The 23470-nt window shown below is 72.7% G+C and carries 16 protein-coding genes; 9 read left to right on the forward strand and 7 right to left on the reverse strand.

The genetic code is table 11. From position 1 onward, the window contains the following. Window positions 1–3: 3 nt before the first annotated feature. Window positions 4–1530 (reverse strand): type VII secretion protein EccB, encoded by a 1527-nt coding sequence (gene eccB, locus QWM81_RS26010; protein ID WP_290114795.1) that lies wholly within the window; start codon window positions 1528–1530, stop codon window positions 4–6. A gap of 180 nt (window positions 1531–1710) precedes the next feature. Between eccB and eccE the strand changes: the two genes are divergently transcribed. The 9 genes from eccE (at window position 1711) to QWM81_RS26055 (ending at window position 13367) form a co-directional block, all read left to right on the forward strand. Beyond that, window positions 1711–3045 carry a type VII secretion protein EccE gene (eccE, locus tag QWM81_RS26015; protein ID WP_290114797.1) on the forward strand — a complete coding sequence of 445 codons (1335 nt, stop codon included), beginning with the start codon at window positions 1711–1713 and terminating at the stop codon, window positions 3043–3045. Next, on the forward strand, window positions 3045–3761 hold the full coding sequence (locus tag QWM81_RS26020; protein WP_290114799.1) for a hypothetical protein: 717 nt from the start codon (window positions 3045–3047) through the stop codon (window positions 3759–3761). The genes eccE and QWM81_RS26020 overlap by 1 nt, the downstream gene beginning before the upstream one ends. 216 nt (window positions 3762–3977) lie before the next feature. Beyond that, window positions 3978–4211, forward strand: coding sequence for a DUF397 domain-containing protein (locus QWM81_RS26025; protein ID WP_290114800.1), 234 nt, complete (start codon window positions 3978–3980; stop codon window positions 4209–4211). Between the two features lie 410 nt (window positions 4212–4621). After that, window positions 4622–7540: an SCO5717 family growth-regulating ATPase gene (locus tag QWM81_RS26030; RefSeq protein WP_290114801.1), complete on the forward strand. Its 2919-nt coding sequence runs from the start codon at window positions 4622–4624 to the stop codon at window positions 7538–7540. A 169-nt stretch (window positions 7541–7709) separates the two neighbouring features. Beyond that, window positions 7710–9527 (forward strand): ABC transporter substrate-binding protein, encoded by a 1818-nt coding sequence (locus QWM81_RS26035; protein ID WP_290114802.1) that lies wholly within the window; start codon window positions 7710–7712, stop codon window positions 9525–9527. A gap of 3 nt (window positions 9528–9530) precedes the next feature. Continuing rightward, on the forward strand, window positions 9531–10559 hold the full coding sequence (locus tag QWM81_RS26040; protein ID WP_290114804.1) for an ABC transporter permease: 1029 nt from the start codon (window positions 9531–9533) through the stop codon (window positions 10557–10559). Next, entirely contained in the window at window positions 10556–11446 is an 891-nt protein-coding gene (locus QWM81_RS26045; protein ID WP_290114805.1) for an ABC transporter permease, read from the forward strand. The genes QWM81_RS26040 and QWM81_RS26045 overlap by 4 nt, the downstream gene beginning before the upstream one ends. Beyond that, window positions 11443–12402 (forward strand): ABC transporter ATP-binding protein, encoded by a 960-nt coding sequence (locus tag QWM81_RS26050; RefSeq protein WP_290114806.1) that lies wholly within the window; start codon window positions 11443–11445, stop codon window positions 12400–12402. The genes QWM81_RS26045 and QWM81_RS26050 overlap by 4 nt, the downstream gene beginning before the upstream one ends. Further along, on the forward strand, window positions 12399–13367 hold the full coding sequence (locus QWM81_RS26055; RefSeq protein WP_290114807.1) for an ABC transporter ATP-binding protein: 969 nt from the start codon (window positions 12399–12401) through the stop codon (window positions 13365–13367). The genes QWM81_RS26050 and QWM81_RS26055 overlap by 4 nt, the downstream gene beginning before the upstream one ends. A gap of 471 nt (window positions 13368–13838) precedes the next feature. On the opposite strand, the gene QWM81_RS26060 is transcribed toward QWM81_RS26055, so the two are convergent. The 6 genes from QWM81_RS26060 to infB all read right to left on the reverse strand — a co-directional run. Beyond that, window positions 13839–14783 carry a bifunctional riboflavin kinase/FAD synthetase gene (locus QWM81_RS26060; protein ID WP_290114809.1) on the reverse strand — a complete coding sequence of 315 codons (945 nt, stop codon included), beginning with the start codon at window positions 14781–14783 and terminating at the stop codon, window positions 13839–13841. 41 nt (window positions 14784–14824) lie between these two features. Further along, on the reverse strand, window positions 14825–18523 hold the full coding sequence (locus QWM81_RS26065) for a S1 family peptidase (protein WP_290114810.1): 3699 nt from the start codon (window positions 18521–18523) through the stop codon (window positions 14825–14827). A gap of 425 nt (window positions 18524–18948) precedes the next feature. Then, the gene (gene truB, locus QWM81_RS26070; RefSeq protein ID WP_290114812.1) at window positions 18949–19848 is read right to left on the reverse strand and encodes a tRNA pseudouridine(55) synthase TruB; all 900 of its coding nucleotides are present in this window, start codon (window positions 19846–19848) and stop codon (window positions 18949–18951) included. Beyond that, window positions 19845–20297 carry a 30S ribosome-binding factor RbfA gene (gene rbfA / locus QWM81_RS26075; protein WP_290114813.1) on the reverse strand — a complete coding sequence of 151 codons (453 nt, stop codon included), beginning with the start codon at window positions 20295–20297 and terminating at the stop codon, window positions 19845–19847. Before rbfA ends, truB begins: the two co-directional genes overlap by 4 nt. A gap of 51 nt (window positions 20298–20348) precedes the next feature. After that, window positions 20349–20642, reverse strand: coding sequence for a DUF503 domain-containing protein (locus tag QWM81_RS26080; RefSeq protein WP_290114814.1), 294 nt, complete (start codon window positions 20640–20642; stop codon window positions 20349–20351). 139 nt (window positions 20643–20781) lie between these two features. Beyond that, window positions 20782–23470, reverse strand: a 2689-nt coding sequence (infB, locus tag QWM81_RS26085; RefSeq protein ID WP_290114815.1) for a translation initiation factor IF-2, incomplete at its 5' end; no start/stop codon positions are given.

The following is a 23470-nucleotide window of genomic DNA, read 5'->3' on the forward strand; positions in this document are numbered from 1 at the left end:
CCCTCAGGAGCCCTGCGGCTGGCGCGCCGCACCGGTCGACAGGCGCGGCCCGGTCGGCAGGAAGGTGGACCAGGCGGCGGGGATGGGCTGCGGATCGACGTCCTTGTAGCCGAGCCGGTTCTGGGCCTGCTGCGCCTCCTGCTGCCGTGCCCGCTTCTCCTCCTTGGAGCCGGAGGAGCCGATTCCGGAGTCGTCCGTGGCGCTGTCGCCGTTGGACTGCATGGCGTAGCGCAGTCCGGTGTCGGTGACCAGGAAGAGGAACCCGGTGTCCGTCGTGGATCCCTTGAACTGGCGGAACAGCTGCCCTGATCCCGGGCTGACGTAGGCGCTGCTCGACCCGGTCGGCAGGGGGGCGGGGAAGTCCCTGCCCGCCCACGTACTGAGCGTCGTGGACCCGTTGTCCCCGTCGACCTCGCGCAGGACGTTGCACACGGTGTTGCGGCTTCCCTCCGCGGTGCCGGCGTCGTTGACGGGCTTCGGCGCGGACCGGGGCCACTTCTTGTCCTGCCCGAAGGCCTCGCCCGGCTCGAAGGCTCCGGCGCTGACGGACGTCGCCTGGCCGGCTTGCCCGAGCCCGATCAGCTCCCGGCTGTTGAGCAGGAGTTTCGCCGTGAAGTCGGACACGGGGGCGACCCGGCCCCGCAGCACGACGTACTGCTGCTTCCTGGTCCCGTCCGTCGCGGTGAGGACCATGCCCACCTTGTTGTCCGAGGGTTCCAGGAGTCCCGGCACGTTGGCGGGCGCCCCGACCTCGCCGGGGATGGTGGGGAAGGAGATGGTGTCGCCCTCGTGGAGGGTGTCCAGCCAGCCGGCGGACACCCGCTGCGCGGCGCGGCCCTGGCCGACGAGCTGGCGCAGGAGCAGTTCGTCCTTCTCCACCGGGTACGCCGTGCCCTCGGCGTCGATCACGTAACGGGTCTTGTCCGGACCCTCGACGTAAAGGAGCTCTCCGCCACGCAGGCGGTTGGCGCCCTCGGTCTTGTCCTCCTCGCGCTCGGCGAGGACGAACGCGGCCTTCTGGATGGCGCGGCCACCCTCCCCCGGGCGCTCGCAGACCGCCCACCGCTTGGTGGAGCCGGCTTCCTTGGGGTCGGGCAGCCGGTCGGGGGCGTAGGGGATACCGAGAGTCGCGCCGTGCGGAATCTTGCCGCTGTCGAGCACCGACTCGTCGACATTGATCACTTTGCCCTTGTCGGGGTTCAGCAGGAGTTTCGCCGACGACATGTTGAGAACCGGGTGGAGCTGCGTCTTGCCGCCGGTCTTCAGAACCACATACCGGGTGGTGGATTTGCTGGCGATGATGACGTTCTCGCCAGGCGTGTCCCACTTCTGCGGCGCTACCGGCTTGAACATGCCCCAGGCCGCGAAGACCGCGAGAACCACCACCCCCACGATGGCTCCGGGCACCACCGCGCGCAGAGGGCGAGGCGCACCCTCCTCCGAGCCGGTGGCATTCGGCTGCACGAACTGCGCGATCAGTCTCCGCTTTGCGAAGGTGTAGGCGTTGAGTTCGTCCCGTCGTGATGCCATTTGTCCGCTGCCCCTCATCCCCTCTGAGCGACCAGGTTCCCACACGCCTCACAACGCCCTGTGGTCGCGCCGCCCCTACTATGCCTGCCGGCGCCCGCTTCCCTCCGCTCAGGTAGGGTGATCGCCCGATCAACGCCCATGGATATTTGGTGATTGCGGACTCGAGGGGGCAACGCGGCGATGGGTACGGCGACGCGCGCGCGAAATGGGCGTAGATCCGAAGGAGCCTCTGACACTTCCCGGCGGCAACGCGGTAACGCCCGTGTGACACCCCAGGTACAGGGACCGCCCGCAACGACGACCCTGCGTCCGCTGTCGCGTACCAGCCACATCGGCCCCTTCCAACTACGGCAATTGGTGGCCGTGGAGGTGGCGTTGGCGCTGGCCGCGGTCGGTCTCGTCCTCGGGGGCCTCTGGGTGGTCCCGGCGTGCGCCGTGGCCTGCGTGCTGCTGGTCCTCGCCGTCGTTCGCCGCCGGGGGCAGGCGTTGCAGGACTGGCTTTCCACGGCGCTCGCGCTCCGTGCGCGCAAGCGCAACTCGACCGCTTCGGCTCCGGACGTTGACCCGTCGCTGGCCGCCGTGACGGAGAGCCTGCCGGGCTTCCGGCCCTTCCCCTGCGTCGACCGCAACCGCCGCACCGTCGGAATGCTCGGCGACGGCACCTTTCTGACGGCGGTGGTACGGATCGAGGCCAGCGGCTCCGCGCTGCGCCCCGCGTCCGGCGCCCGCGCGCTGCCGCTGTCGTTGTTGGGCGGCGCCCTGGCGGTGGACGACATCGTCCTGGAGTCGGTGCAGTTGGTCCAGCAGGTGCGACCGGCCCCCGCGCCGCATCTGCCCCAGCAGGCCGTGGCCCGGCTCTCGTACGCCCCGCTCCAGGAGCGGTCCGCAGCGCCCGCGCTGCGCATGACGTGGGTGGCGGTGAAGCTCGATCCGGAGCTGTGCCCCGAAGCCATCGCGGCACGCGGCGGAGGGATCGAGGGTGCGCAGCGCTGTCTGGTACGGATGGCCGACCATATCGCCAGCCGTATGACCGGGGCCGGTTTCCAGGCCGTGGTCCTGGACCAGGAGGAGCTGAACTCCACCGTGGCGACCGCGGCGTGCGCGAGTCCGCGGCTGGCCGCCCGAGCACCGCGGTCAGGGGCGACGCCGCAGCGACGTACCACCGAGACCTCACGGGTCTGGCGGTGTGACGACCGCTGGCACACCACGTACGCCGTCGGCCGCTGGCCGGAATTGGGACGAGCGGCGTCTCCCCTCCCCAAGCTGGTCTCCCTGCTCACCTCGGTCCCCGCGTACGCGACCACCGTCAGCTTCACACTGCGGCGCGGAACGCATCAAGGAGCCATGAACCTGCTCAGTCACATACGGATCACCGGTGGCTCCGACACCGAACTCGTCGGCGTGCGGCACGCGTTGGAGCAGGCCGCCCGGTCGGCCAAGGTCGGCCTGGTGCGACTGGACCGTGAGCAATTGCCCGGTGTGCTGGCGACACTGCCGCTGGGGGGTGCGCGCTGATGGCTCCGCTCACCGCCGCAGGGGGCCTGCGCGGCCTGTTCGGTCCCGGCCACGCGGGCCATACCGTGATCACGGACGATCTGGGTGCCCTGTCGCTGCCGGTCGGGGACGACGGCGTGGTGATCGGCGAGGACGCGGAGGGCCGTCCGCAGCTGGTGGGCTTTCACCGCTCGACGCCGTACGACGTGCTCCTGATCGGCGGCCTGTGGACGGCTCAGGTGCTGGCGCTGCGTGCGGCGGCCACCGGGGCGCGGGTCGCGGTGGAGACGGGGCGCGCGCAGGAGTGGAGTGTGCTCGCGCAGTCCGCCGGCGCCGGCCTGGAGTGCGTCACCCTGCACGACGTGGGCCGCGTACCGCCCATGGGGGCGACCGTGGGCAGCCCGGTCGTCGTGGTACGGGACTGCGGCATGCGGCCGCCCCGTGGCCGCGTGGTGTCGTCGCCATGGCAGTCGGTACTGACGCTGCTGCCCTATCTGAGCCCGGTGGCGCCCCGGTTGATGCGGACGTCGACGCTGGTGGGTGTCCAGCGCGTGTCGCCTCAGGAGGCGCAGCAGATCGGCCGGATCCTGGGGCTGTCGCACGTCGAGACGGAGGCACTGCCGACGCTGGCGGACGGTGTCACGCTGTGGTGTGCCGGGCGTGAGCGGCAGTGGGTGATGACGAGTGCCACGGACGCGGAGTCGGGTCTGCTGGGCATGCCCCGACGGATGGACTGACCTCTCCCGCGTATCACTCCCACGGGTGGCCTGGCGTACGCCGCGGAGGCGCGGGCGCGCGCGCCCCAAGGGCGTACAGCTCGGCCGAAGTGCCCCACGTACCGGGGCTGAGCTGGCCTAGGATGCTGTGGTGACGCCGAGCGACGTACAACTACGCGGCGCCACGGGGCGTTTGGCCCACGCCCGTACATCGAGCTGCGATCGAAGGGAACCGTCATGGGGAGCGCACAGGAGAAGGACGAGCTGTACGCGCTCGACATTTCCGATGTCGAGTGGCACGGCGCCCCTGGCACCAGCGCCGACGAGGAGCGTGTCGAGATCGCGTATCTCCCGGGTGGAGCCGTCGCGATGCGCTCCTCCCTGGATCCGGACACCGTTCTGCGGTACACGGAAGCGGAGTGGCGGGCGTTCGTGCTCGGGGCGCGTGACGGCGAGTTCGACCTGCGCTGAGGTGTCCGGAGCGCTGCCCGAGCGCTGACACCGTGCGGTCCAGCGGGCCTTGGGGTCCGCCTTCGAGCCCCGGTCATGGCACTGCCGGGTCGTGTCCGGATTGTTGGGCAGCACCCTCCGGGCCCACATCGCACCCTTCTTCGTGCCGACTTGTACGGAATTGCACAGCCGGAGTTTTCACGCTCCGCCGCACCTGTGTCACCTCAGGGCAGGGCGTGACGTACGGGACAGCCGACGACCACAGGCGGGCCTGCCGGACCGGCGGTGTTGGCGATTAGGGTGGGTGGAGGGCACGGCAAAACCCGCGGGCGTGTTCGCCGCGCCCTTACGGGGCAGAGCCGGGCCGATCGGAACAAACGGTGGCCCCACCCATGACGGCACAAGGGTGCTCGACCACACCAGGAGGCAAAGTGAACGGCGATCGGGACGACATCCACGGGAACTGGAACATTCCCGTCGACGAGTCCGACGCGGAGCCCGCCGAGCTGACGGGTGAGTTCACCATCGACTACACCCCGCCTGCCTGGTACACGCAGAACGCGTCGGCCGACACGTCGGCCGACACGTCGGGCAACACCGGTCAGCACATGCCTCCGCCTCCGCAGGGGCCGCCGGTGGTGCCCGCGCAGCCGGTCGCCGACAACGCTCCGGTGCCGCCCGTACCCGCGCCCGCCCCTGCACCCGCTCCTGCCCAGCCGGTCGCGCCCGCGCCGCCCGAAGCGCCCGCGCCGCTCAGCGGGAGCGCGGCCGGTGACGGTCCCGACGCGTCGCAGCCCTTCGGGGGCGGTGACGTGGAGAGCGGGGCCACCATGCGGTTCTCTCCCGCCGCGCTGAAGCGTGAGATGGCGGAGGTCGCGCAGCGGGAGGCGGCGAAGTCCGCGGAGGCTTCCGAGACTCCGGCCGGGGAGTCCGAGGGAGGCGACGAGGCCAACGGCGCTGCCCCCGCCGAGACCGCCCAGCAGTCCGTCGAGGGTGCCCAGGCCGACGACGTGGATTCCGGTGCGTCGGCCGTCGACGGGGATGCCGCCGCCGGGGACGGGTCCGAGGGGCCCGAGGGCGCCGAAGCGCGAACGGACGGCGACACCGCCTCCGTTACGCAGGACGAGTCGCCCGAGTCGGTGGGCGCGGCTGCCGACGCGGACGCGGTGGCTGACGCGGCGCCCCAGGACGGCACGCCGCAGGACGCCACGCCCCAGGACGCCGCGTCCACGGGCGGGGCGGCTCAGCCCTGGGGGCCGGCGCCGGGGGCGGGCTTGCCCCCGTTGCCGCCCGCGTTCCAGCCGGCCACGCCGCCGGCGGCGTCGCAGTGGTCCGCCCCTGGTCCGGCACCGGAGCAGTCGGCTCCGCCCGCGCCCGCGTGGCCCGCGCAGGGCGCGCCGCTGCCTCCGCAGGCGGCGGACCCGAACTCCGCGCCACAGGGCGGGTACGGCTTCCCGCACCCCGGCCAGCCCGCGCAGCAGCAGCCTCCACAGCAGCCGCAGCCGCAGCCCCAGCCGGGCCCCCAGCACGGCGGATACGGGTTCCCGCACCCCCAAACCCAGCCCGGCCCCGGTGGCGCGCTGCCGCCGCAGGCACCCGCGCCGCAGGGCGGGTACGGCTTCCCCCAGCCCCAGCCCGGTCAGCCGCAGGGCGGGTACGGCTTCCCGCACCCCGGCCAGCCGGCGCAGCTGCAGCCTCCACAGCAGCCGCAGCCGCAGCCCCAGCCGGGCCCCCAGCCCGGCGGGTACGGCTTCCCGCAGCAGTCCCAGCCGCAGCAGCCGCCCCACCCGCAGCCCCCGCACCCCCAGCAGCCCCAGCCGCCCGTCGATCCGCGCGTCGGCGGTGCGTGGCCCACGTCGGTCACGCACGACCAGCGTGAGCGTTCCGTGCCGGGCGCGCCGCTCGGTTACACGGCGGCCGTCGAGCTGTCCTCCGACCGCCTCCTGCGCAACAACAAGCAGAAGGCCAAGTCCAGCCGGAACCCCTCCCCCGCCGCCCGCTTCAAGCTCGGCGGCAAGAAGGAGGAGGCCGAGCGGCAGCGCAAGCTGGAGCTGATCCGTACGCCGGTGCTGTCCTGTTACCGCATCGCGGTCATCTCCCTCAAGGGCGGCGTCGGCAAGACCACGACGACCACCGCCCTGGGCGCCACCCTGGCCACCGAGCGGCAGGACAAGATCCTGGCGATCGACGCCAACCCGGACGCCGGTACGCTCGGCCGCCGCGTGCGCCGCGAGACCGGCGCCACCATCCGTGACCTCGTCCAGGCGATCCCGTACCTCAACTCGTACATGGACATCCGCCGCTTCACCTCGCAGGCGCCCTCCGGTCTGGAGATCATCGCCAACGACGTGGACCCGGCCGTCTCGACCACGTTCAACGACGAGGACTACCGGCGGGCGATCGACGTCCTGGGCAAGCAGTACCCGATCATCCTCACCGACTCCGGCACCGGTCTCCTCTACAGCGCCATGCGCGGTGTGCTGGACCTCGCCGACCAGCTCATCATCATCTCCACGCCGTCCGTGGACGGTGCGTCCAGTGCGTCCACGACGCTCGACTGGCTGTCGGCCCACGGGTACGCCCAGCTGGTGCAGCGCTCGATCACGGTGATCTCGGGTGTCCGCGAGACGGGCAAGATGATCAAGGTCGAGGACATCGTGCAGCACTTCGAGACCCGCTGCCGCGGGGTCGTGGTGGTGCCGTTCGACGAGCACCTGGCGGCGGGCGCCGAGGTGGACCTCGACATGATGCGGCCCAAGACGCGCGAGGCGTACTTCAACCTCTCCGCGATGGTGGCCGAGGACTTCGTACGGGCGCAGCAGGCGCAGGGGCTGTGGACCGGCGACGGGCACGGCGGCATGCCGCCGCAGATGGCGCCCCCGGTGCCGGGCCAGCATATGCCGGGCCAGCAGCCGGTGCCTGGCCAGCCGATGCCCGGTCAGCAGCCGATGCCGGGTCAGCAGCCGTACCCGCCCCAGCAGGCCCCGGCGCCGTACCCGCAGCAGCCCCAGCACCCGCATGTTCCTCAGCAGCCCGTGCCGGGCCAGCCGTACCCGCCGCAGGCAGCCCCCGGCCAGCCCGGCGTACCGCCGCAGGGGTGGCACCAGCAGCAGCCCGGCCAGCCCCTACAGCCGGGCCAGTCCCCGCAACCGGCACAGCCAGCACAGCCCGCACCGCCCGGCCAGCCCATGCCCCCCGCGGCACAGCCCGGCCAGCCCGCACAGCCCCCGTACCCCGGCCAGCCCGCACAGCCCCCGCAGCCCGGCCGGCCCGATCCGCAGGCCCCCGCCCCGCCCCCCGGCTGGCCTCAGCAGCAGCCTCCGCAGGCACCGCCGGCCTCTCAGCAGTAACGCGACAGAGGACTGGACCAATGAGGGCCCGCACCGCCACCACGGTGCGGGCCTTCGGCGTATTCCCGCAGCACACAACGGGTTTGACGCATCGTTGACGGGGCCCGCCACCGCTGATAAACCTTCGCTTCACCAGCTGGCGCCCCAAGATCGACGCGAGGTCAACCTCATGGTCACCATGGCTCCACACCGCTCCCTCCGCCTGCTTCTCGCCTCAGCCATCGCCTCAGGTATCGCTGCCACCTCCCTGACCGCCGGCCACCCGGCACAGGCGGACGAGGGTGACAAGGCCGTCCTCACCGTCGCCGTCTCGCAGAGCGTGGACTCCCTGAGCCCCTTCCTCGCGCAGCGGCTGGTCTCCACCAGCATCCACCGGCTCACCTACGAGTACCTGACGAACTACGACGTCAAGGACGCCCGTCCCATCCCCGGCCTCGCCACCGCGTGGAAGGCGTCCCCGGACAAGCTGACGTGGACGTACACCATCCGTACGAACTCCACCTGGTCCGACGGCAAGAAGGCCACGGCCGAGGACGCCGCCTGGACCTTCAACAAGATGATGACGGACGACAACGCCGCCACCGCCAACGGCAGCTACACCGCCAACTTCGAGAAGGTCACCGCGCCCGACCCCCGGACGCTGGTCATCAAGCTGAAGAAGCCGCAGGCGACCATGACGGCGCTCGACGTGCCGATCGTGCCCAAGCACATCTGGGAGACGGTCGGGGACTTCTCCAAGTTCAACAACGACAAGCAGTTCCCGATCGTCGGCAACGGCCCGTTCATCATCACCGACTACAGGGTCGACCAGTATGTGAGGCTCAAGCCGAACAAGACCTTCTGGCGCGGGGCGCCGAAGTTCGACGAGCTGGTGCTCAGGTACTACAAGGACGGTGACGCGGCGGTCGCCGCCCTCCGCAAGGGTGAGGTGTCCTTCGTACCGAACCTGACCCCCGCCCAGGCCGCGTCCCTCAAGTCCGCCGAGGACATCAAGGTCAATGACGCGCCCGGCCGCCGTTTCTACGCCCTCGCCACCAACCCGGGGGCACGCTCCAAGGACGGCAAGAAGTTCGGCAACGGGCACCCCGCGCTGCTCGACCCGGCGGTGCGCAAGGCGCTCTTCCTCGCCGTCGACCGCAAGACGATCGTCGACAAGGTCTTCCAGGGCCACGCCGTTGAGGGCGAGGGCTACATCCCGCCGCGCTTCGCGTCGTACTTCTGGAAGCCGCAGGGGGCGCAAAAGCTCGCCCACGACCCCGCGAGGGCCGAACGGATGCTGGACGAGGCCGGATACCGGAAAAACAGCGGTGGCAAGCGCGTCGGCAAGGACGGCAGGCCGCTGGACTTCCGCATCCTGTGCCACGCCACCGACCCCAACGACAAGGCGGTCGGCAAGTACCTCCAGGAGTGGTGGGGCAAGCTCGGCATCGGACTGAAGGTCGAGTGCCTCGACAACGTCTCCGACCCCTGGCTCAAGGGCGACTACGACCTGGCCTTCGACGGCTGGTCGGTCAACCCGGACCCCGATTACGTCCTGTCCATCCACACCTGCGCGGCCCTTCCGGCCACCCCCAAGGACACCGGCGCGACGGACAACTTCATCTGCGACAAGCGGTACGACGAGCTGTACGCCAAGCAGGCGGTCGAGTACGACCCCGCCAAGCGCGCCCAACTCGTCAAGCAGCTGCAATCGCGGTTGTACGACACCGGGTACATGAATGTCATGGCGTACCCCAACGCGGTCGAGGCGTACCGCACCGACCACATCAGGTCCATCACGACCATGCCGCAGGCCGCCGGCAACCTGTGGGGCCAGGACGGCTACTGGAGCTGGTGGTCCGCGCAGCCGGCCGCGTCCGGTGACGACCAGGACTCCGGCTCGTCGGCGGGCCTGCTGATCGGCGCCGGCTCGGCCGCGGCCCTCCTCCTCGCGGCCGGCATCGCATTCGCCGTACGCCGCCGCTCGACCGCCGACGACCGCGAGTAGGCGATGACCACAGCAAGCGCGAGTGCCGGAGCGGTCGTTGAGCGCTCCGGCACGGCGACCGCGTATCCGCGCTACCTGGCGGGCAAGCTGGGCGGCGCGGCCGTGTCCCTGTTCGCCGTGCTCGTCACCAGCTTTTTCCTCTTCCGGATCATCCCCGGCGACCCCGTCAAGGCCATGACACAGGGCGTACCGACGTCCGCCGAGCAACTTGCCACCCTGCGGCGTCAGTTCGGGCTCGACCTGCCGCTGTGGCAGCAGTTCACGGACTACTGCGCCAAGGCGCTGACCGGTGATCTGGGCATGTCGTACCAGTTCCGCGCGCCGGTCGGCGAACTGGTCGCCCAGAAGCTTCCGGCGACCCTCCTCCTCACCGGTGTCGCCGTCGTCATCTACTCGGCGCTCGGGCTGTGGCTCGGCACCCGCTCGGCCTGGCGCCACGGCGGCCTCGGCGACAGGCTCAACACCGGCATCGCGCTGACCCTGTGGTCCGTGCCGTCGTTCTGGCTCGGACTGCTGCTCATCATCGTCTTCTCGGTCGGCATCGGCCCGGTCCCCGGCATGTTCCCGACCGGCGGCATGGAGTCGGGTGACGAGACGGGACTGGCGTACGTGATCGACGTGGCCCACCACATGGTGCTGCCCGTCCTCACGCTGGTCGCCGTCGGGTACGCGCAGACGCTGCTGGTGATGCGCGCCTCGCTGCTGGACGAGATGGGCGGCGACTACCTGACGACCGCGCGGGCGAAGGGGCTGCGGGACGATCTCGTACGCCGCAGGCACGCCGTGCCCAACGCGCTGCTGCCCACCATCACCATGATCTTCATCAACCTCGGCCATGTGGCGGCCGGTTCGATCCTGGTCGAGACGGTGTTCTCCTGGCCGGGGCTCGGCGGGCTGTTCTACCAGGCGCTGTCCGTCCCCGATCTCCCGCTCGTCCAGGGCCTGTTCGTCGTCTTCGCGGGCGCGATGATCCTGATGAACCTCCTCGCCGACCTGCTGTATCCGCTCCTCGATCCCCGGGTGGGCCGATGACGACGAGATCGCTGCTGTGGCGCCGCCGCCGGGACTCGGTGGCGCGTTTCTGGCGCCGGTTCCGTACGCACCGGGCGGGGCTGTACGGGCTCGGTGCCCTCGCCCTGATCGCCCTGGTCGCGCTCGGCGCGCCGCTGCTCGTCGGCGGTGACGTGCAGAGCGTGACCAACGCGCCCGGTACGGCGCTGGAGTCGCCGAGCGCCCGATTCCCGCTGGGCACCGACCAGTTCGGGCGCTCGCTGCTCGGGCTGCTGGTCTGGGGCGCCCGCGTCTCGCTCGCCGTCGGGCTGCTCGCGGCGGCGCTCTCCGTCGCCATCGGCACACTCGTGGGCATCCTCGCGGGCCACTACGGCGGCTGGTTCTCCACGATCGTCATGCGGATCACCGACTGGTTCCTGGTGATGCCGTCGCTGGTACTGGCGATCGTGCTGGCCACGGTGATGTCGCGGTCGATGTGGACGGTGATCCTGGCGATCGGCATCACCAGCTGGCCCACCACGGCGCGCCTGGTCCGCGCCCAGACCATCGCGGTCGAGTCCCGCCCCTACATCGAGCGTGCCACGGCGCTCGGCGGCGGGCACGGGCACATCATGAGCCGCCATGTCCTGCCCAATGTGATGCCGCTGGTGCTGTCGCAGACCACCCTGTGCATCTCCACCGCGATCCTCACCGAGGCGACCCTCGCCTTCCTCGGCCTCGGCGATCCGACGGTCGTCTCCTGGGGCGGCATGCTCCAGGACGCCCGCGAGGCCGGCGCGGTCTCCTCCGGCCACTGGTGGTACCTGGCGCCGCCCGGCATCGCCATCGCGGTCGTCGCGCTCGCCTTCACACTCTGCGGGCGGGCGATCGAGTCGGTGCTCAACCCACGACTCGGAGCGGGCCGTTGAACCTCCTCGACATCAGGAACCTGAGCGTCACCTACGGGACCGACACGGCCGCCGTGCGCGGCGTCGACCTCACCGTGGAAGCAGGCCGGAAGCTCGGCATCGCGGGAGAGTCCGGCTGCGGCAAATCCACCCTCGCCCTCGCCCTCCTGCGCCTTCTGCCCGCGTCCGCCCGCCTGAGCGGGCAGATCCTGCTGGACGGCGAGGACGTCCTGACCATGAAGTGGGGCCGGCTCCGCGCGGTCCGGTGGGCCGGGGCGTCGATCGTGTTCCAGGGGGCGATGCACTCGCTCAACGCCGTGCACCGGATCGGCGACCAGATCGCCGAACCCCTCCTCGTACACCGGCAGGCCACCCCGCCCGCGGCCCGCAGGCGGGTGGGTGAACTCCTCGAACACGTGGGTCTGCCGACCGCCCGCGCCGACGCCTACCCGCACGAGCTGTCCGGCGGGCAGCGCCAGCGCGTGATGATCGCGATGGCGCTGGCCTGCGACCCGCGGCTGATCGTCGCCGATGAGCCGACCACCGCGCTCGACGTGATGATCCAGGCGCAGATCCTGCGGCTGATCGAGCAGTTGGTCAGCGAGCAGAACATCGCTCTGGTGATGATCAGCCATGACCTGGCCGTGCTGGCCGACACGTGCGACCGGCTGGCGGTGATGTACGCGGGGCGGATCGTCGAGGAGGGCCCGGCACGGGCCGTGTACGACGCTGCCCAGCACCCGTACGGGCGGGCCCTGTCGGCCGCCTTCCCGCGCATCGGCGACCCGGCCTCCCGGCGCGCCCCGCGCGGCCTGCCCGGCGACCCGCCGGACCCGGCCGCGCTGCCGTCCGGCTGTACGTTCCACCCGCGCTGCCCGGTCGCGCTGGAGGTGTGCGCGTCCGAGGACCCGCCGCTCGCCGAGGCGGCACCCGGCCACCGCTCGGCCTGCGTCCTGACCACCGGGAGCCGCCCATGACCCCCCTGCTGTCCGCCACGGGCCTGCACGTCACCTTCCCGGGGCGGCGCGGCGGCCCCCCGGCCCGCGCAGTGGACGGGGTCGACCTGGACGTCGGGGCCGGCGAGATCGTCGCCCTGGTCGGCGAGTCCGGCTGCGGCAAGACGACCCTGGCGCGCTCGCTGCTGGGCCTGGTGCGGCCGGCCTCGGGCTCCGTCACCTTCGGCGGCACGCCGCTCTCGTACGCCTCCCGTGACCTGAAGGCCTACCGGCGGCGCGTGCAGCTGGTGCTCCAGGACCCGAGCGGCTCGCTCAACCCCCGGCACACGGTGTACGACGCGGTCGCCGAGGGCCTGCGGATCCACGCGTACGAGGGCGACGAGCGCGCCGCGGTCGCCTCGGCCCTCTCTCGCGCCGGGCTACGGCCGCCGGAGCGCTTCTTCCTGCGCTACCCGCACGAGCTGTCGGGCGGGCAGCGCCAGCGCGTGGTCATCGCCGGGGCGCTGGTCCTGGAGCCCGAACTCATCGTCGCGGACGAGCCGGTCGCGTCCCTCGACGCGTCGGTACGCGGCGAGATTCTGGCGCTGCTGCTGCGCCTGCGCGACGAACTGGGCCTGTCCGCACTGGTCGTGACGCACGACCTGGGCCTCGCCTGGAACATCGCCGACCGGGTGGCGGTGATGTACCTGGGGCGGATCGTGGAGACGGGCACGGTGGAGGAAGTCCTCTCGGCGCCGCGGCACCCGTACACCCAAGCGCTGCTCTCCGTCCTTCCGGAGTCGCCCACGGCCCCGGTCGTCCTGTCGGGCGAACCCCCGGACCCGTCCCGCGTGCCGGCCGGTTGCCGCTTCCACGCGCGGTGCCAGGTGCTGGCGTCGGGCGAGGCGGAACGGGTGGGGGTAGCGGCCCGGTGCCGCACGGAGGATCTGCCGGTGCTGGCCGGCCACGGCCGGGGCGCGGCGTGCCACTGGGCAGACCGCGAGTAGTCCCCACCCCGCCCCTTCCCGAAACCGGGGCTGCGCCCCGGGCCCCCGTTCGTCTGCGGACGTTCCGCCCAGCGGAATGACTGCCCACAACCAGTGGCGACCCGCAGTCGGCATCCGAGCCCGGGTGGGGCCGTGCAGGGTCGGCCCCGCAGGGGCTGGGGGTCCCCCCTGCTCGAGCGAAGCCGAGAGCTTGGGGGAGGCGATGGAAGGGTTCCCATGCGTCGTACCCAAGGCCGCCGGCCCCGAGGAGTCGAGCCCGGAGGGGCCCCGCCCCCACCCACCCGCAGACACCGCCCCACGGGCCACGGGCCACGGGCCACGGGGCACGGGGCACGGGGCACGGGGCACGGGGCACGGGGCAAGGGCACCCTCCCGTTGTGCCCACCCATGCCGCCCTGCGGCACGACTGCCCACAACGGGGAGCGTGGCGCCCGCCACGGGAGCCGAGGCGCACCGCCCCCGAAGGGGGGCCTACCGGCCGGAGGTGAGTTCGCGGCAGCGCTTCACGTCGTCCGCGATCGCCTCCAGCAGCGCGTCGATCGACTCGAACTTCTGCTGGCCGCGCACGTACGCGAGGAAGTCGACCGCCACGTGCAGCCCGTACAGGTCCAGGCCCACGCGGTCGATCGCGTACGCCTCGACCGTCCGCTCCGTGCCGTCGAACTGCGGGTTCGTGCCGACCGAGATGGCCGCCGGCATGCGCTCCCCCGCCGCCGTCAGCCACCCGGCGTAGACCCCGTCCGCCGGGATCGCCGTGTGCGGGAGCGTCTCGACGTTCGCCGTCGGGTAGCCCAGCTCGCGGCCGCGCTGCGCGCCCCGCACCACCACGCCCTCGACCCGGTGCGGGCGGCCCAGGATCTCGGCGGCGCCCTCGACGTCGCCCTCGGCGACCAGCCGCCGCGTCAGGGTGGACGAGAACGGCTCGCCGCCGCCCGCCTCCCCGGTGACGTACAGGTCGACGACCTCGACCTCGTAGTCGTACGTCGCGCCCAGCTCCGCGAGGAAGGCGACGTCACCCGCCGCCTTGTGGCCGAAGCGGAAGTTGGGGCCCTCGATGACCACGCGCGCGTGCAACTTGTCGACCAGGACCTTCACGATGAAGTCGGCGGGCGACAGCTTCGAGAACTCGGCGGTGAACGGCAGGATGAGCACCGCGTCGACGCCCAGTTCGGCCATCAGCTCGGCGCGCCGGTGGTGCGGCGCCAGCAGCGGCGGATGGCTGCCGGGGCGGACGACCTCGGAGGGGTGCGGGTCGAAGGTGACGACGACCGAGGGGATGCCGAGCTCACGAGCCCGCTCCACCGCCCGCCCGATGATCAGCTGGTGTCCGCGGTGGACCCCGTCGTAGGAGCCGATGGTGACGACGCTGCGCCCCCAGTCCTGGGGGATGTCCTCCAAGCCACGCCAGCGCTGCACTGTGACCGCTCCTCGCCCGAACCTGTGTACGTCATGACCGATTACGCAGGTCTAAGACTGCCATGCCCGCAGCTCTCGACCCGCATCGGTGTCGGACCGGCGCTGCCCAGGAGCGTGCGGCGCGTGCTCGGCCCGACGACCGTCGCCCATGCGTGCGGTTCCTGGGCCAGCCATCGCGCGACCAGGGCGCCGAAGCCGGGGAACTCGCGGGCCAGCTCCACGAGCCGCCGGTCGAAGCAGGTGGCTCCCTCGGGCGTACGGATGAGGAGGCGCCCGGTGCGGTGCACCAGCTCCCGGGTGCGCGGCTCGGGCCGACGCGACCAGCCGAGCGCGGCGGCTCGCAGCAGCGCGTCGGGCACGGCCACGTCGCGGCTGCCGTACGCCTCGTACGCGTCGTACTCCTCGTGCTCCTCCGACTCCAGCAGTACGTCGAGGAGCTCGGCCCGCAGCGCGGCGGACGCGCGCGTGCCCGGCGCCGCGAGGACGGGGGCCAGCGCCCTGCGCACCTCAAGGGGGCGCCCCCGCAGCAGCGCGCTGACCAGCGGGAACAGCACGGCGCGGGCGGCCGGGCCCTGTTCCAGGCGCCGGTCGACGTACGCGGCGGCGTGGACGGCGCCCCGCGGGTGGCGGTCGACGTACTCGACGACGAGCGTGGCCGCGCGCCGGGCGAGCGCGGGCGTGGTGACCGCGGCGAGGGCGGTCAGTACGTCCTCGGCCCACGGCCCGGGGCCCGCCGCCAGCCGGGTCCGGAACGCGGCGAGGACCGGCTCGGGGTGGGTGTTCAGGGCGGTGGCCAGCGCGCTCGCGGGCAGTCCGGGCGCGCCGGCGCGGAAGGCGGTCAGGGCCTGTGGGAGGTGGCGGGCGCGGGTCTGCGGGTCGCGTACGAGGAGGGAGAGGGCCGGCCCGTGCAGGGCGAGGTCGCCGGGGCGGGCGAGCAGCGCGAGGGCGGCGTAGCGGAGGAGTTCGCGGTCGGCGTCGTCGGTGACGTGCCGGGCGACGAGCGGCCCGTGCGCGGCGGCGGCCGTGCGCCGGCCGGGTCGTGCGTCGTCGTGGGCCCAGTGGTCGACGGCCCGGCACAGCGCGGACGGCTCGTCCTCGGCGAGGGCGGTGAGCAGCTCGTGGGCGCGCGGGTGGGCGGTGGTGATGAGCGCTTCGCACAGGTCGTCGACGGCCAGGTGACGGTGGGCATACAGCAGGGCCTGCGCGGCCCCGGCGACGGTGGGGGGCACGTGGCGTGCGTGGGCACCGCCTTCGGCGGGCAGTGGCCGCTCGTCGGTGAACCAGCGGCACAGCAGGGGCTGTACGCCTCGCGGGTCGGCCGCCAGCCGAGCGGCGACGGCGTCCAGATAGCGGGTGCCTTCGTGCGTGCCCGGCGTCGCGTCGGCGGGGACCAGGCGCCGCAGCAGGTCGACGCGGTCGTCCTCGCCAAGCCGCAGCCGCTCCCAGAACCACGGCCCGAACTCGCCGAGACCGAGACCGTCCCGTCCACCGCCGTCGCATCCGCTGCCCTGTCGGGGTCCGCCCTGCCGGGGTCCGCCCTCGCGCACGGCGCGGGCGCTGACGCGGTCGGCGAGCAGCCGCAGCACGCCCAGGTACGGCCGTACGTCCGGCACTCGCAGCAGCGTCTCCCCCACCAGCTGCGCCCCCCACCAGACCGCGTCCCGCACCCGCGACGCCTCGGGTGACGCCTCGGGAGAAGCGTTCGGAGACGCCTCGGGCCACGCGGCAGCGCCCACCAGCGCGGACGCGCGGTCCGCCAGCCGGTCCAGGGCCTCGATCAGGCCGTCCAGCCGCCGGACCAGGGCCGCCGGTCCGTGGACACGGTCCAGCAGCAGGAGCGCCTGGAGCACGGGGCCGATCCGGTGGCGCGGTACGGGAAGACCGGCCGCTGCGGCTTCGGCCCCGGATCCCTCGCCGGCCGCCCGCGACGGCAGGCCGACCGGAGCGTCCTCGTGCCAGCGGTGGACCAGCGAGTGGAGCGCCGCGTCCAGGTCCAGGTGGGCGCCCTGGAGCCAGTCGGCGAGTTCCTCGTGCCCGAAGCGGTATCCGGCGCCCGCCGGGACGAGCAGGCCCTCCGTCAGGACGGCTGCCGCCCAGCCGGTGGACCACGGGAACAGTTCCTCGAACGCCTCGCGGTCCAGCTCCCCGTGCCCGGGGCCCAGGCAACGCCGCGCCGCCTCGTGAACGCGCCCCGCGACCCGCGCCGCCAGGCGCCGTACCGCCGCGCCACGTGCCGCGGGCCCGGCCGAGGCCCGGGACGCGGCGGCGACGCGGACGGCGACGCGCAGGCACATCAGGTCCAGGTGCGCGGCGAAGACCTCCTCGCGCCGAGGCCGTCCCGGCACGTCGCCGGGCAGGGCCTCCCGCACCTCGGCGAGGAGCCGCAGCGCCAGCGGGTGCCGGGCGTCGTCCGCCGCGATGGCGTCACCGGGCAGCCCGTACCGTTCCCGCGCCCGCGTCGCCTCGGGTCCCGAGAGGTCACCGATCCGCAGGGCATCGGGCATGCGCCAGGCGGGCCGTCCGGGGCGGTGCAGCGTGCCGGGCGGGTAGAGGGCGCCCGCCAGTTCCCAGTGCTCCGGTCGGCAGGCGATCACCAGACGCACGGCGTGCGAACGCAGCCAGCTCACCGTTCCGGCGGTCCACCGGGGCAGCCGGTGCGCCAGGACGGGCGGCATTTCCTCCGGGCTGTCGAGGAGGACGACGAGGGGGCGGCCCCAGTCCAGGGCGAGCCGTGCGATCCGCTCGGGTGTGGCGGTGCCCATCTCGCCCGGCGCGCCGGAGCAGGCCACGATCCGGCCGGCCTGCCGCAGCGCCCGCGCGACCGCGTCGGCCACGGAGCTGTCGTCCGCGCGCAGGTCGGCACCGCGCAGGTGGACGGTCGGGGCGGGCTCGAGGCCGGTGGCCCGGCGGGCGGCGAGCGCGCGCAGCTCGGTGCTGCGCCCCGTGCCGGGGTCGCCGACGAGGGCGAAGACCACCGCGTCGGAGGCCGCGAACCGTTCCAGCTCGCGCGCCACAGCGGGTCGTTGCACCGGGTCGGGCCAGGCGCTTGGCCCGCCGGCCGAGCCGCCCGTCGTGGTCGCGAGCTCCAGGGCGGCCGCGAGGTTGAGGTCGCGGCCGTACGCGGGGACGGTGGCGGCGTTGCGCCGCAGCAGCTCGGCCAGTGGTCCGCCGGGCGCCGCGGCGGCGGCCCGCGCGAGCGGCAGCGCGAACCCGGCCGCCCGGTGCCCGGCGTGCAGTGCCGTCCCGAGCACGCCCAGCACCGCGCCGGTCGCGGCGTCCAGGACCGGCCCGCCCGCGGCCTCGCCGCCCAGCCGCAGCGCTTCCCTGCCCTCCGTGCCGATGGCGAGTTCCAGCACGTCGTCGACCGGGTGGAACCGGTCGGCCGCGGTGTAGGTCACCGAGGCGTCGCCCAGCACCCGTGCGTCGCGCCAGCCGCGCGCGGCGAGCCGTACGTACGTGCCCGTCGCGATGCGCGCGCGGGTGGCGATCGGCAGCGGCGGTACCCCGAGGCCCTCGGTACGCACGAGCGCCAGTGCGGATTCGGGCAGCGGGGTGATGGCGTCGGCCTCGGCGAGGAAGGTGCGCCCGTCCGGCGCGTGCACCACTACCCGTACGAGCCCGTCAACGGCCTCGTGGCTGGTCACGACCGTGCCCCGGTCATCGGCGACGAAGCCGGTTCCGCGTGTCCGGCCCGCCGGATCGCACATCTTCACCAGCGTCGCCCGGTCACCGCGTTCCATGGTTCGACGGTAGGGCGGAGTTGATCACCGGGAGAAGGACGTCGGGAGAAAGCGCCCCCGAGTGCTCCCGCCCTTCACTCCGAGCGCCTGGCCAACCGGGTGAATTCGGGGCGTGGGGTGGATAGACCCTGTGGGAGGGGGATCGTGGAGCGGGCAAGGGCCCGTTGCCCGCTCCACGGTAAGCCGCGCACAGCCCGCGCAAGCCGCGCACACCCCGCCGAAGACCACCCGCGGGTCACCCGCAGCCCACCAGCCTTCAGCCGTACACCGCCGGCGCTACCTCAGCCGTACACGACCGGCGCCACCTCAGCGATACGCGCCGACGCACCTCAGCCGTACACAGCCGACGCACGTCAACCAAACACTCCCGGCGCCCCTCAGCCATACACAGCCGACGCACCTCGACCGAACACGACCGCGCTACCTCAGCCGAACACGGCCAGGCTCTTCGCCTTGCCGTTCCGCTCCTCCACCAGCGCCAGGAACCGCCCCTCCGGCCCGAAGACCGCCACCGGCGCCGAGTCGTATGCCGGCATGTCCAGCCGTACGCCGTTGAGCAGCAGTTTCGCCCGCCGCTCGTCCACGTCCCAGCGGGGGAACGCGGCCGCGGCGGCCTCGGCGATCGGCATGACGGTGAGCTCCTCCTGGAGCTGGTCCAGCGTCCGGGCCGCGTCCAGCTTGTACGGGCCGACGCGCGTGCGGCGCAGTGCCGTCAGGTGGCCTCCGACGCCCAGCCCGGCGCCCAGGTCGCGGGCGAGGGCGCGGATGTACGTACCGGAGGAGCAGACGACCGACACGACGAGGTCCACGACCGGGGTGCCGTCCTCCGCCTCGGCGTCGCGCATGTCATACACCTGGAACGACGACACCGTCACCGGCCGGGCCGGGATGTCGAACTCCTCGCCGCCGCGCACCCGTGCGTACGACCGCTTGCCGTCGATCTTGATGGCGCTGACCTTGGACGGCACCTGCATGATGGCGCCCGTCAGCTTGGCGACCTCCGCGTCGACGGCCTCGCGGGTGACCCCCGAGGCGTCGGTGGACGAGGTGATCTCGCCCTCGGCGTCGTCGGTGATGGTGTTCTGCCCGAGCCGGATGGTGCCCAGGTACTCCTTCTCGGTGAGCGCGAGGTGCCCGAGGAGCTTGGTGGCCTTCTCGACGCCGAGGACCAGGACGCCCGTCGCCATCGGGTCCAGCGTTCCGGCGTGCCCGACGCGGCGGGTCCTGGCGATCCCGCGCATCTTGGCGACGACGTCGTGCGAAGTGAAGCCCGACGGCTTGTCGACGATGACAAGCCCGTCGGGCGTCTTGTGCTGCTGCGTCATTCGGAGGCTTCGTCCTCGTCCTCGTTGTCGTCCTCCGGCTTGCGGTACGGGTCGGCTTCGCCCGCGTACGTCTTGCCGGTCGACACCTCACGCACCTCGGCGTCCTTGGCCCGCGCCTTGTGGAGGAGGTCCTCGATGGTGCGGGCGTTGTCCGGCAGGGCGTCCGGTACGAAGGACAGGGTCGGCGTGAAGCGGACGCCGGTCTGCCTGCCGACCTCGGAGCGGAGGATGCCCTTCGCGGACTCCAGCGCCGCCGCGGACGCCGCCCGCTCCTCGTCGTCGCCGTAGACCGTGTAGAAGACCGTGGCCTCCCGCAGGTCGCCGGTGACCCGGGCGTCCGTGATGGTCACGAAGCCCAGTCGCGGATCCTTGATACGCCGGTCCAGGGTCTCCGCGACCACGACCTGGATGCGATCGGCCAGCTTGCGGGCCCGCGCGTTGTCGGCCACCGGTCCTTCTCCTCTTTCGTCTTACGTTCGTCATGCCACAGTGCGGCACGTTCAGTCTTCATCGGTGTGCATCCGCCGTCGTACCGACAGCAGCTCCACCTCGGGCCGGCCGGCGACCATGCGCTCGCACCGGTCCAGTACGTCCGTGAGATGCCCGACGTCCCCCGAGACCATCGCGAGGCCGATCTCAGCCCGGCGATGGAGGTTCTGACCGCCGGTCTCCGCCACGCTCACCGCGTATTTGCGCTGGAGCTCGGCGACGATCGGCCGGACGACGGATCGCTTCTCCTTCAACGACCGTACGTCGCCGAGAAGCAGGTCGAAGGAGAGAGTCCCCACATACATGTGTGCCCGGATGTCCCGCCGGTTCGGGTTCAGGGCCCCGCCAACCACTTGGCAGGGACACCAAGAACCGTACACGGAACGGCCGGGGCCGATCGACGGAAATACTTCCGCCGACCGGCCCCGGCTGCCGTGGCTGGGATCAGCCGCGCGGCTTCTCGCGCATCTCGTACGTCGCGATGACGTCGTCGACCTTGATGTCGTTGAAGTTTCCGAGGTTGATACCACCCTCGAAGCCTTCGCGGATCTCGGTGACGTCGTCCTTGAAGCGACGCAGACCCTCGATGTTGAGGTTCTCCGCGATGACCTTGCCGTCGCGGATGAGGCGCGCCTTGGTGTTGCGGCGTACCTCGCCGGAGCGGATGAGGACACCCGCGATGTTGCCCAGCTTGGAGGAGCGGAAGACCTCGCGGATCTCCGCCGTACCGAGCTCGACCTCTTCGTACTCCGGCTTGAGCATGCCCTTGAGGGCCGCCTCGATCTCCTCGATGGCCTGGTAGATCACCGAGTAGTACCGGACGTCGACGCCCTCGCGCTCCGCCATCTGCGCGGCACGGCCGGCCGCGCGGACGTTGAAGCCGATGACGATGGCGTCGGAGCCCATGGCCAGGTCGATGTCCGACTCCGTGACCGCACCGACGCCGCGGTGCAGGACCCGGATGTCGACCTCTTCGCCGACGTCGAGCTGGAGCAGCGACGATTCGAGCGCCTCGACGGAACCGGAAGCGTCACCCTTGATGATGAGGTTGAGCTGCTGGATCTCGCCGGCCTTGAGCACCTTGTCCAGGTCCTCCAGGGAGACGCGGCGCACGCGCTTGGCGAACGCGGCGTTGCGCTCACGGGCGGCACGCTTCTCGGCGATCTGACGGGCCGTACGGTCCTCGTCCACCACCAGGAAGTTGTCGCCGGCGCCCGGGACGTTGGTGAGACCGAGGACGAGGACCGGGGTCGAGGGACCCGCCTCTTCCACGTTCTCGCCCTTGTCGTCGAGCATCGCGCGGACTCGGCCGTAGGCGTCGCCCGCGACGAGCGTGTCGCCGACCCGCAGGGTGCCTCGCTGGACCAGGACGGTCGCGACGGCGCCGCGGCCCTTGTCCAGGTGCGCCTCGATGGCGATGCCCTGCGCGTCCTGCTCCGGGTTGGCCCGCAGGTCGAGCGAGGCGTCCGCCGTCAGGACGACGGCCTCCAGCAGCGAGTCGATGTTCAGACCCTGCTTGGCGGAGATGTCGACGAACATGGTGTCGCCGCCGTACTCCTCGGCCACCAGGCCGTACTCGGTCAGCTGACCGCGCACCTTGACCGGGTCCGCACCCTCGACGTCGATCTTGTTGACCGCGACCACGATCGGCACGTCGGCCGCCTTGGCGTGGTTCAGCGCCTCGATCGTCTGGGGCATCACACCGTCGTTCGCCGCCACCACGAGGATCGCGATGTCGGTGGACTTGGCACCACGGGCACGCATGGCGGTGAACGCCTCGTGACCCGGGGTGTCGATGAAGGTGATCTTGCGCTCTTCGCCGTTGACCTCGGTGGCGACCTGGTACGCACCGATGTGCTGCGTGATGCCGCCGGCCTCGCCCGCGACGACGTTCGTCTTGCGGATCGCGTCCAGCAGTCGGGTCTTACCGTGGTCGACGTGACCCATGACGGTCACGACCGGCGGACGGGACACGAGGTTCTCCTCGCCGCCCTCGTCCTCGCCCCACTCGAGGTCGAAGGACTCGAGCAGCTCGCGGTCCTCCTCCTCCGGGCTGACGATCTGAACCTGGTAGTTCATCTCGTCGCCGAGCAGCTGCAGCGTCTCGTCGGAGACGGACTGCGTGGCGGTGACCATCTCGCCGAGGTTCATCATGACCGCGACGAGCGACGCCGGGTTGGCGTTGATCTTCTCGGCGAAGTCGGTGAGGGACGCACCGCGCGACAGGCGAACGGTCTCGCCGTTGCCGCGAGGCAGCATCACGCCGCCGACCGACGGGGCCTGCATGGCCTCGTACTCCTGGCGCCTCTGCCGCTTCGACTTACGGCCACGACGGGCCGGGCCGCCGGGACGGCCGAACGCACCCTGCGTGCCACCACGGCCACCGGGGCCGCCGGGACGGCCACCGAAGCCGGGACGACCGCCGAAGCCGCCGCCACCGCCACCGGGACCACCGGGACGACCGCCGCCGCCACCGCCACCGGGACGACCGGCGAAACCGCCGCCACCGCCACCGGGACCGGCCGGACGACCGGCGAAGCCGGGACGACCGCCGCCACCGGCACCGCCGGGACGACCGCCACCGGGACCACCGGGACCGCGACCGCCACCGGGGCCACCGCCGGGGCGGGGACCGGCAGCCGGACGCTGCGGCATCATACCCGGGTTCGGGCGGTTACCGGCGGGGCCGCCACCCGGGCGCGGGGCCTGGGGACGCGGCATGCCACCGGGAGTCGGGCGGGGACCACCGGGACCGGCCTGCGGACGGGGACCACCCTGACCGGCGCCCTGCGGACGCGGGCCACCGGGGCCGCCGGCGCCGCCGGCCGGTCGGGGCGCACCGCCGGGACGGGGCGCCTGCGGGCGCGCCATGCCGGTGGAGCCACCAGAGGTGAAGGGGTTGTTGCCCGGACGCGGACCCGCGGGACGCGGGGCACCCGGACGGGGGGCGCGCTCGCCACCGGGGCGCGGGGCACCGGGACGGCCACCGCGCTCGCCGCCCTGTCCGCGCTCGCCCTGGGGGCGACCTGCGGGACGGGGGCCGGGCGTGGCACCGGGCCGGGGACCGGCGGCCGGGGCCGACGGGGGCGCGGTGAACTCCGGGTTGGCCGGAGCCGGCGCCCGCCTCGCCGGC

Origin of the sequence: Streptomyces ficellus, assembly GCF_030406405.1 — a bacterium.
GTDB classification, from domain to species: domain Bacteria; phylum Actinomycetota; class Actinomycetes; order Streptomycetales; family Streptomycetaceae; genus Streptomyces; species Streptomyces ficellus_B.

Coding starts and splice junctions, on each gene's coding strand:
- QWM81_RS26055 (WP_290114807.1), top strand. CDS start 12,399: ATGACCCCCCTGCTGTCCGCCACGGGCCTGCACGTCACCTTCCCGGGG.
- QWM81_RS26025 (WP_290114800.1), top strand. CDS start 3,978: ATGGGGAGCGCACAGGAGAAGGACGAGCTGTACGCGCTCGACATTTCC.
- QWM81_RS26045 (WP_290114805.1), top strand. CDS start 10,556: ATGACGACGAGATCGCTGCTGTGGCGCCGCCGCCGGGACTCGGTGGCG.
- eccB (WP_290114795.1), bottom strand. CDS start 1,530: ATGGCATCACGACGGGACGAACTCAACGCCTACACCTTCGCAAAGCGG.
- QWM81_RS26080 (WP_290114814.1), bottom strand. CDS start 20,642: ATGTATGTGGGGACTCTCTCCTTCGACCTGCTTCTCGGCGACGTACGG.
- QWM81_RS26040 (WP_290114804.1), top strand. CDS start 9,531: ATGACCACAGCAAGCGCGAGTGCCGGAGCGGTCGTTGAGCGCTCCGGC.
- truB (WP_290114812.1), bottom strand. CDS start 19,848: ATGACGCAGCAGCACAAGACGCCCGACGGGCTTGTCATCGTCGACAAG.
- QWM81_RS26020 (WP_290114799.1), top strand. CDS start 3,045: ATGGCTCCGCTCACCGCCGCAGGGGGCCTGCGCGGCCTGTTCGGTCCC.
- QWM81_RS26065 (WP_290114810.1), bottom strand. CDS start 18,523: ATGGAACGCGGTGACCGGGCGACGCTGGTGAAGATGTGCGATCCGGCG.
- QWM81_RS26035 (WP_290114802.1), top strand. CDS start 7,710: ATGGTCACCATGGCTCCACACCGCTCCCTCCGCCTGCTTCTCGCCTCA.
- eccE (WP_290114797.1), top strand. CDS start 1,711: ATGGGTACGGCGACGCGCGCGCGAAATGGGCGTAGATCCGAAGGAGCC.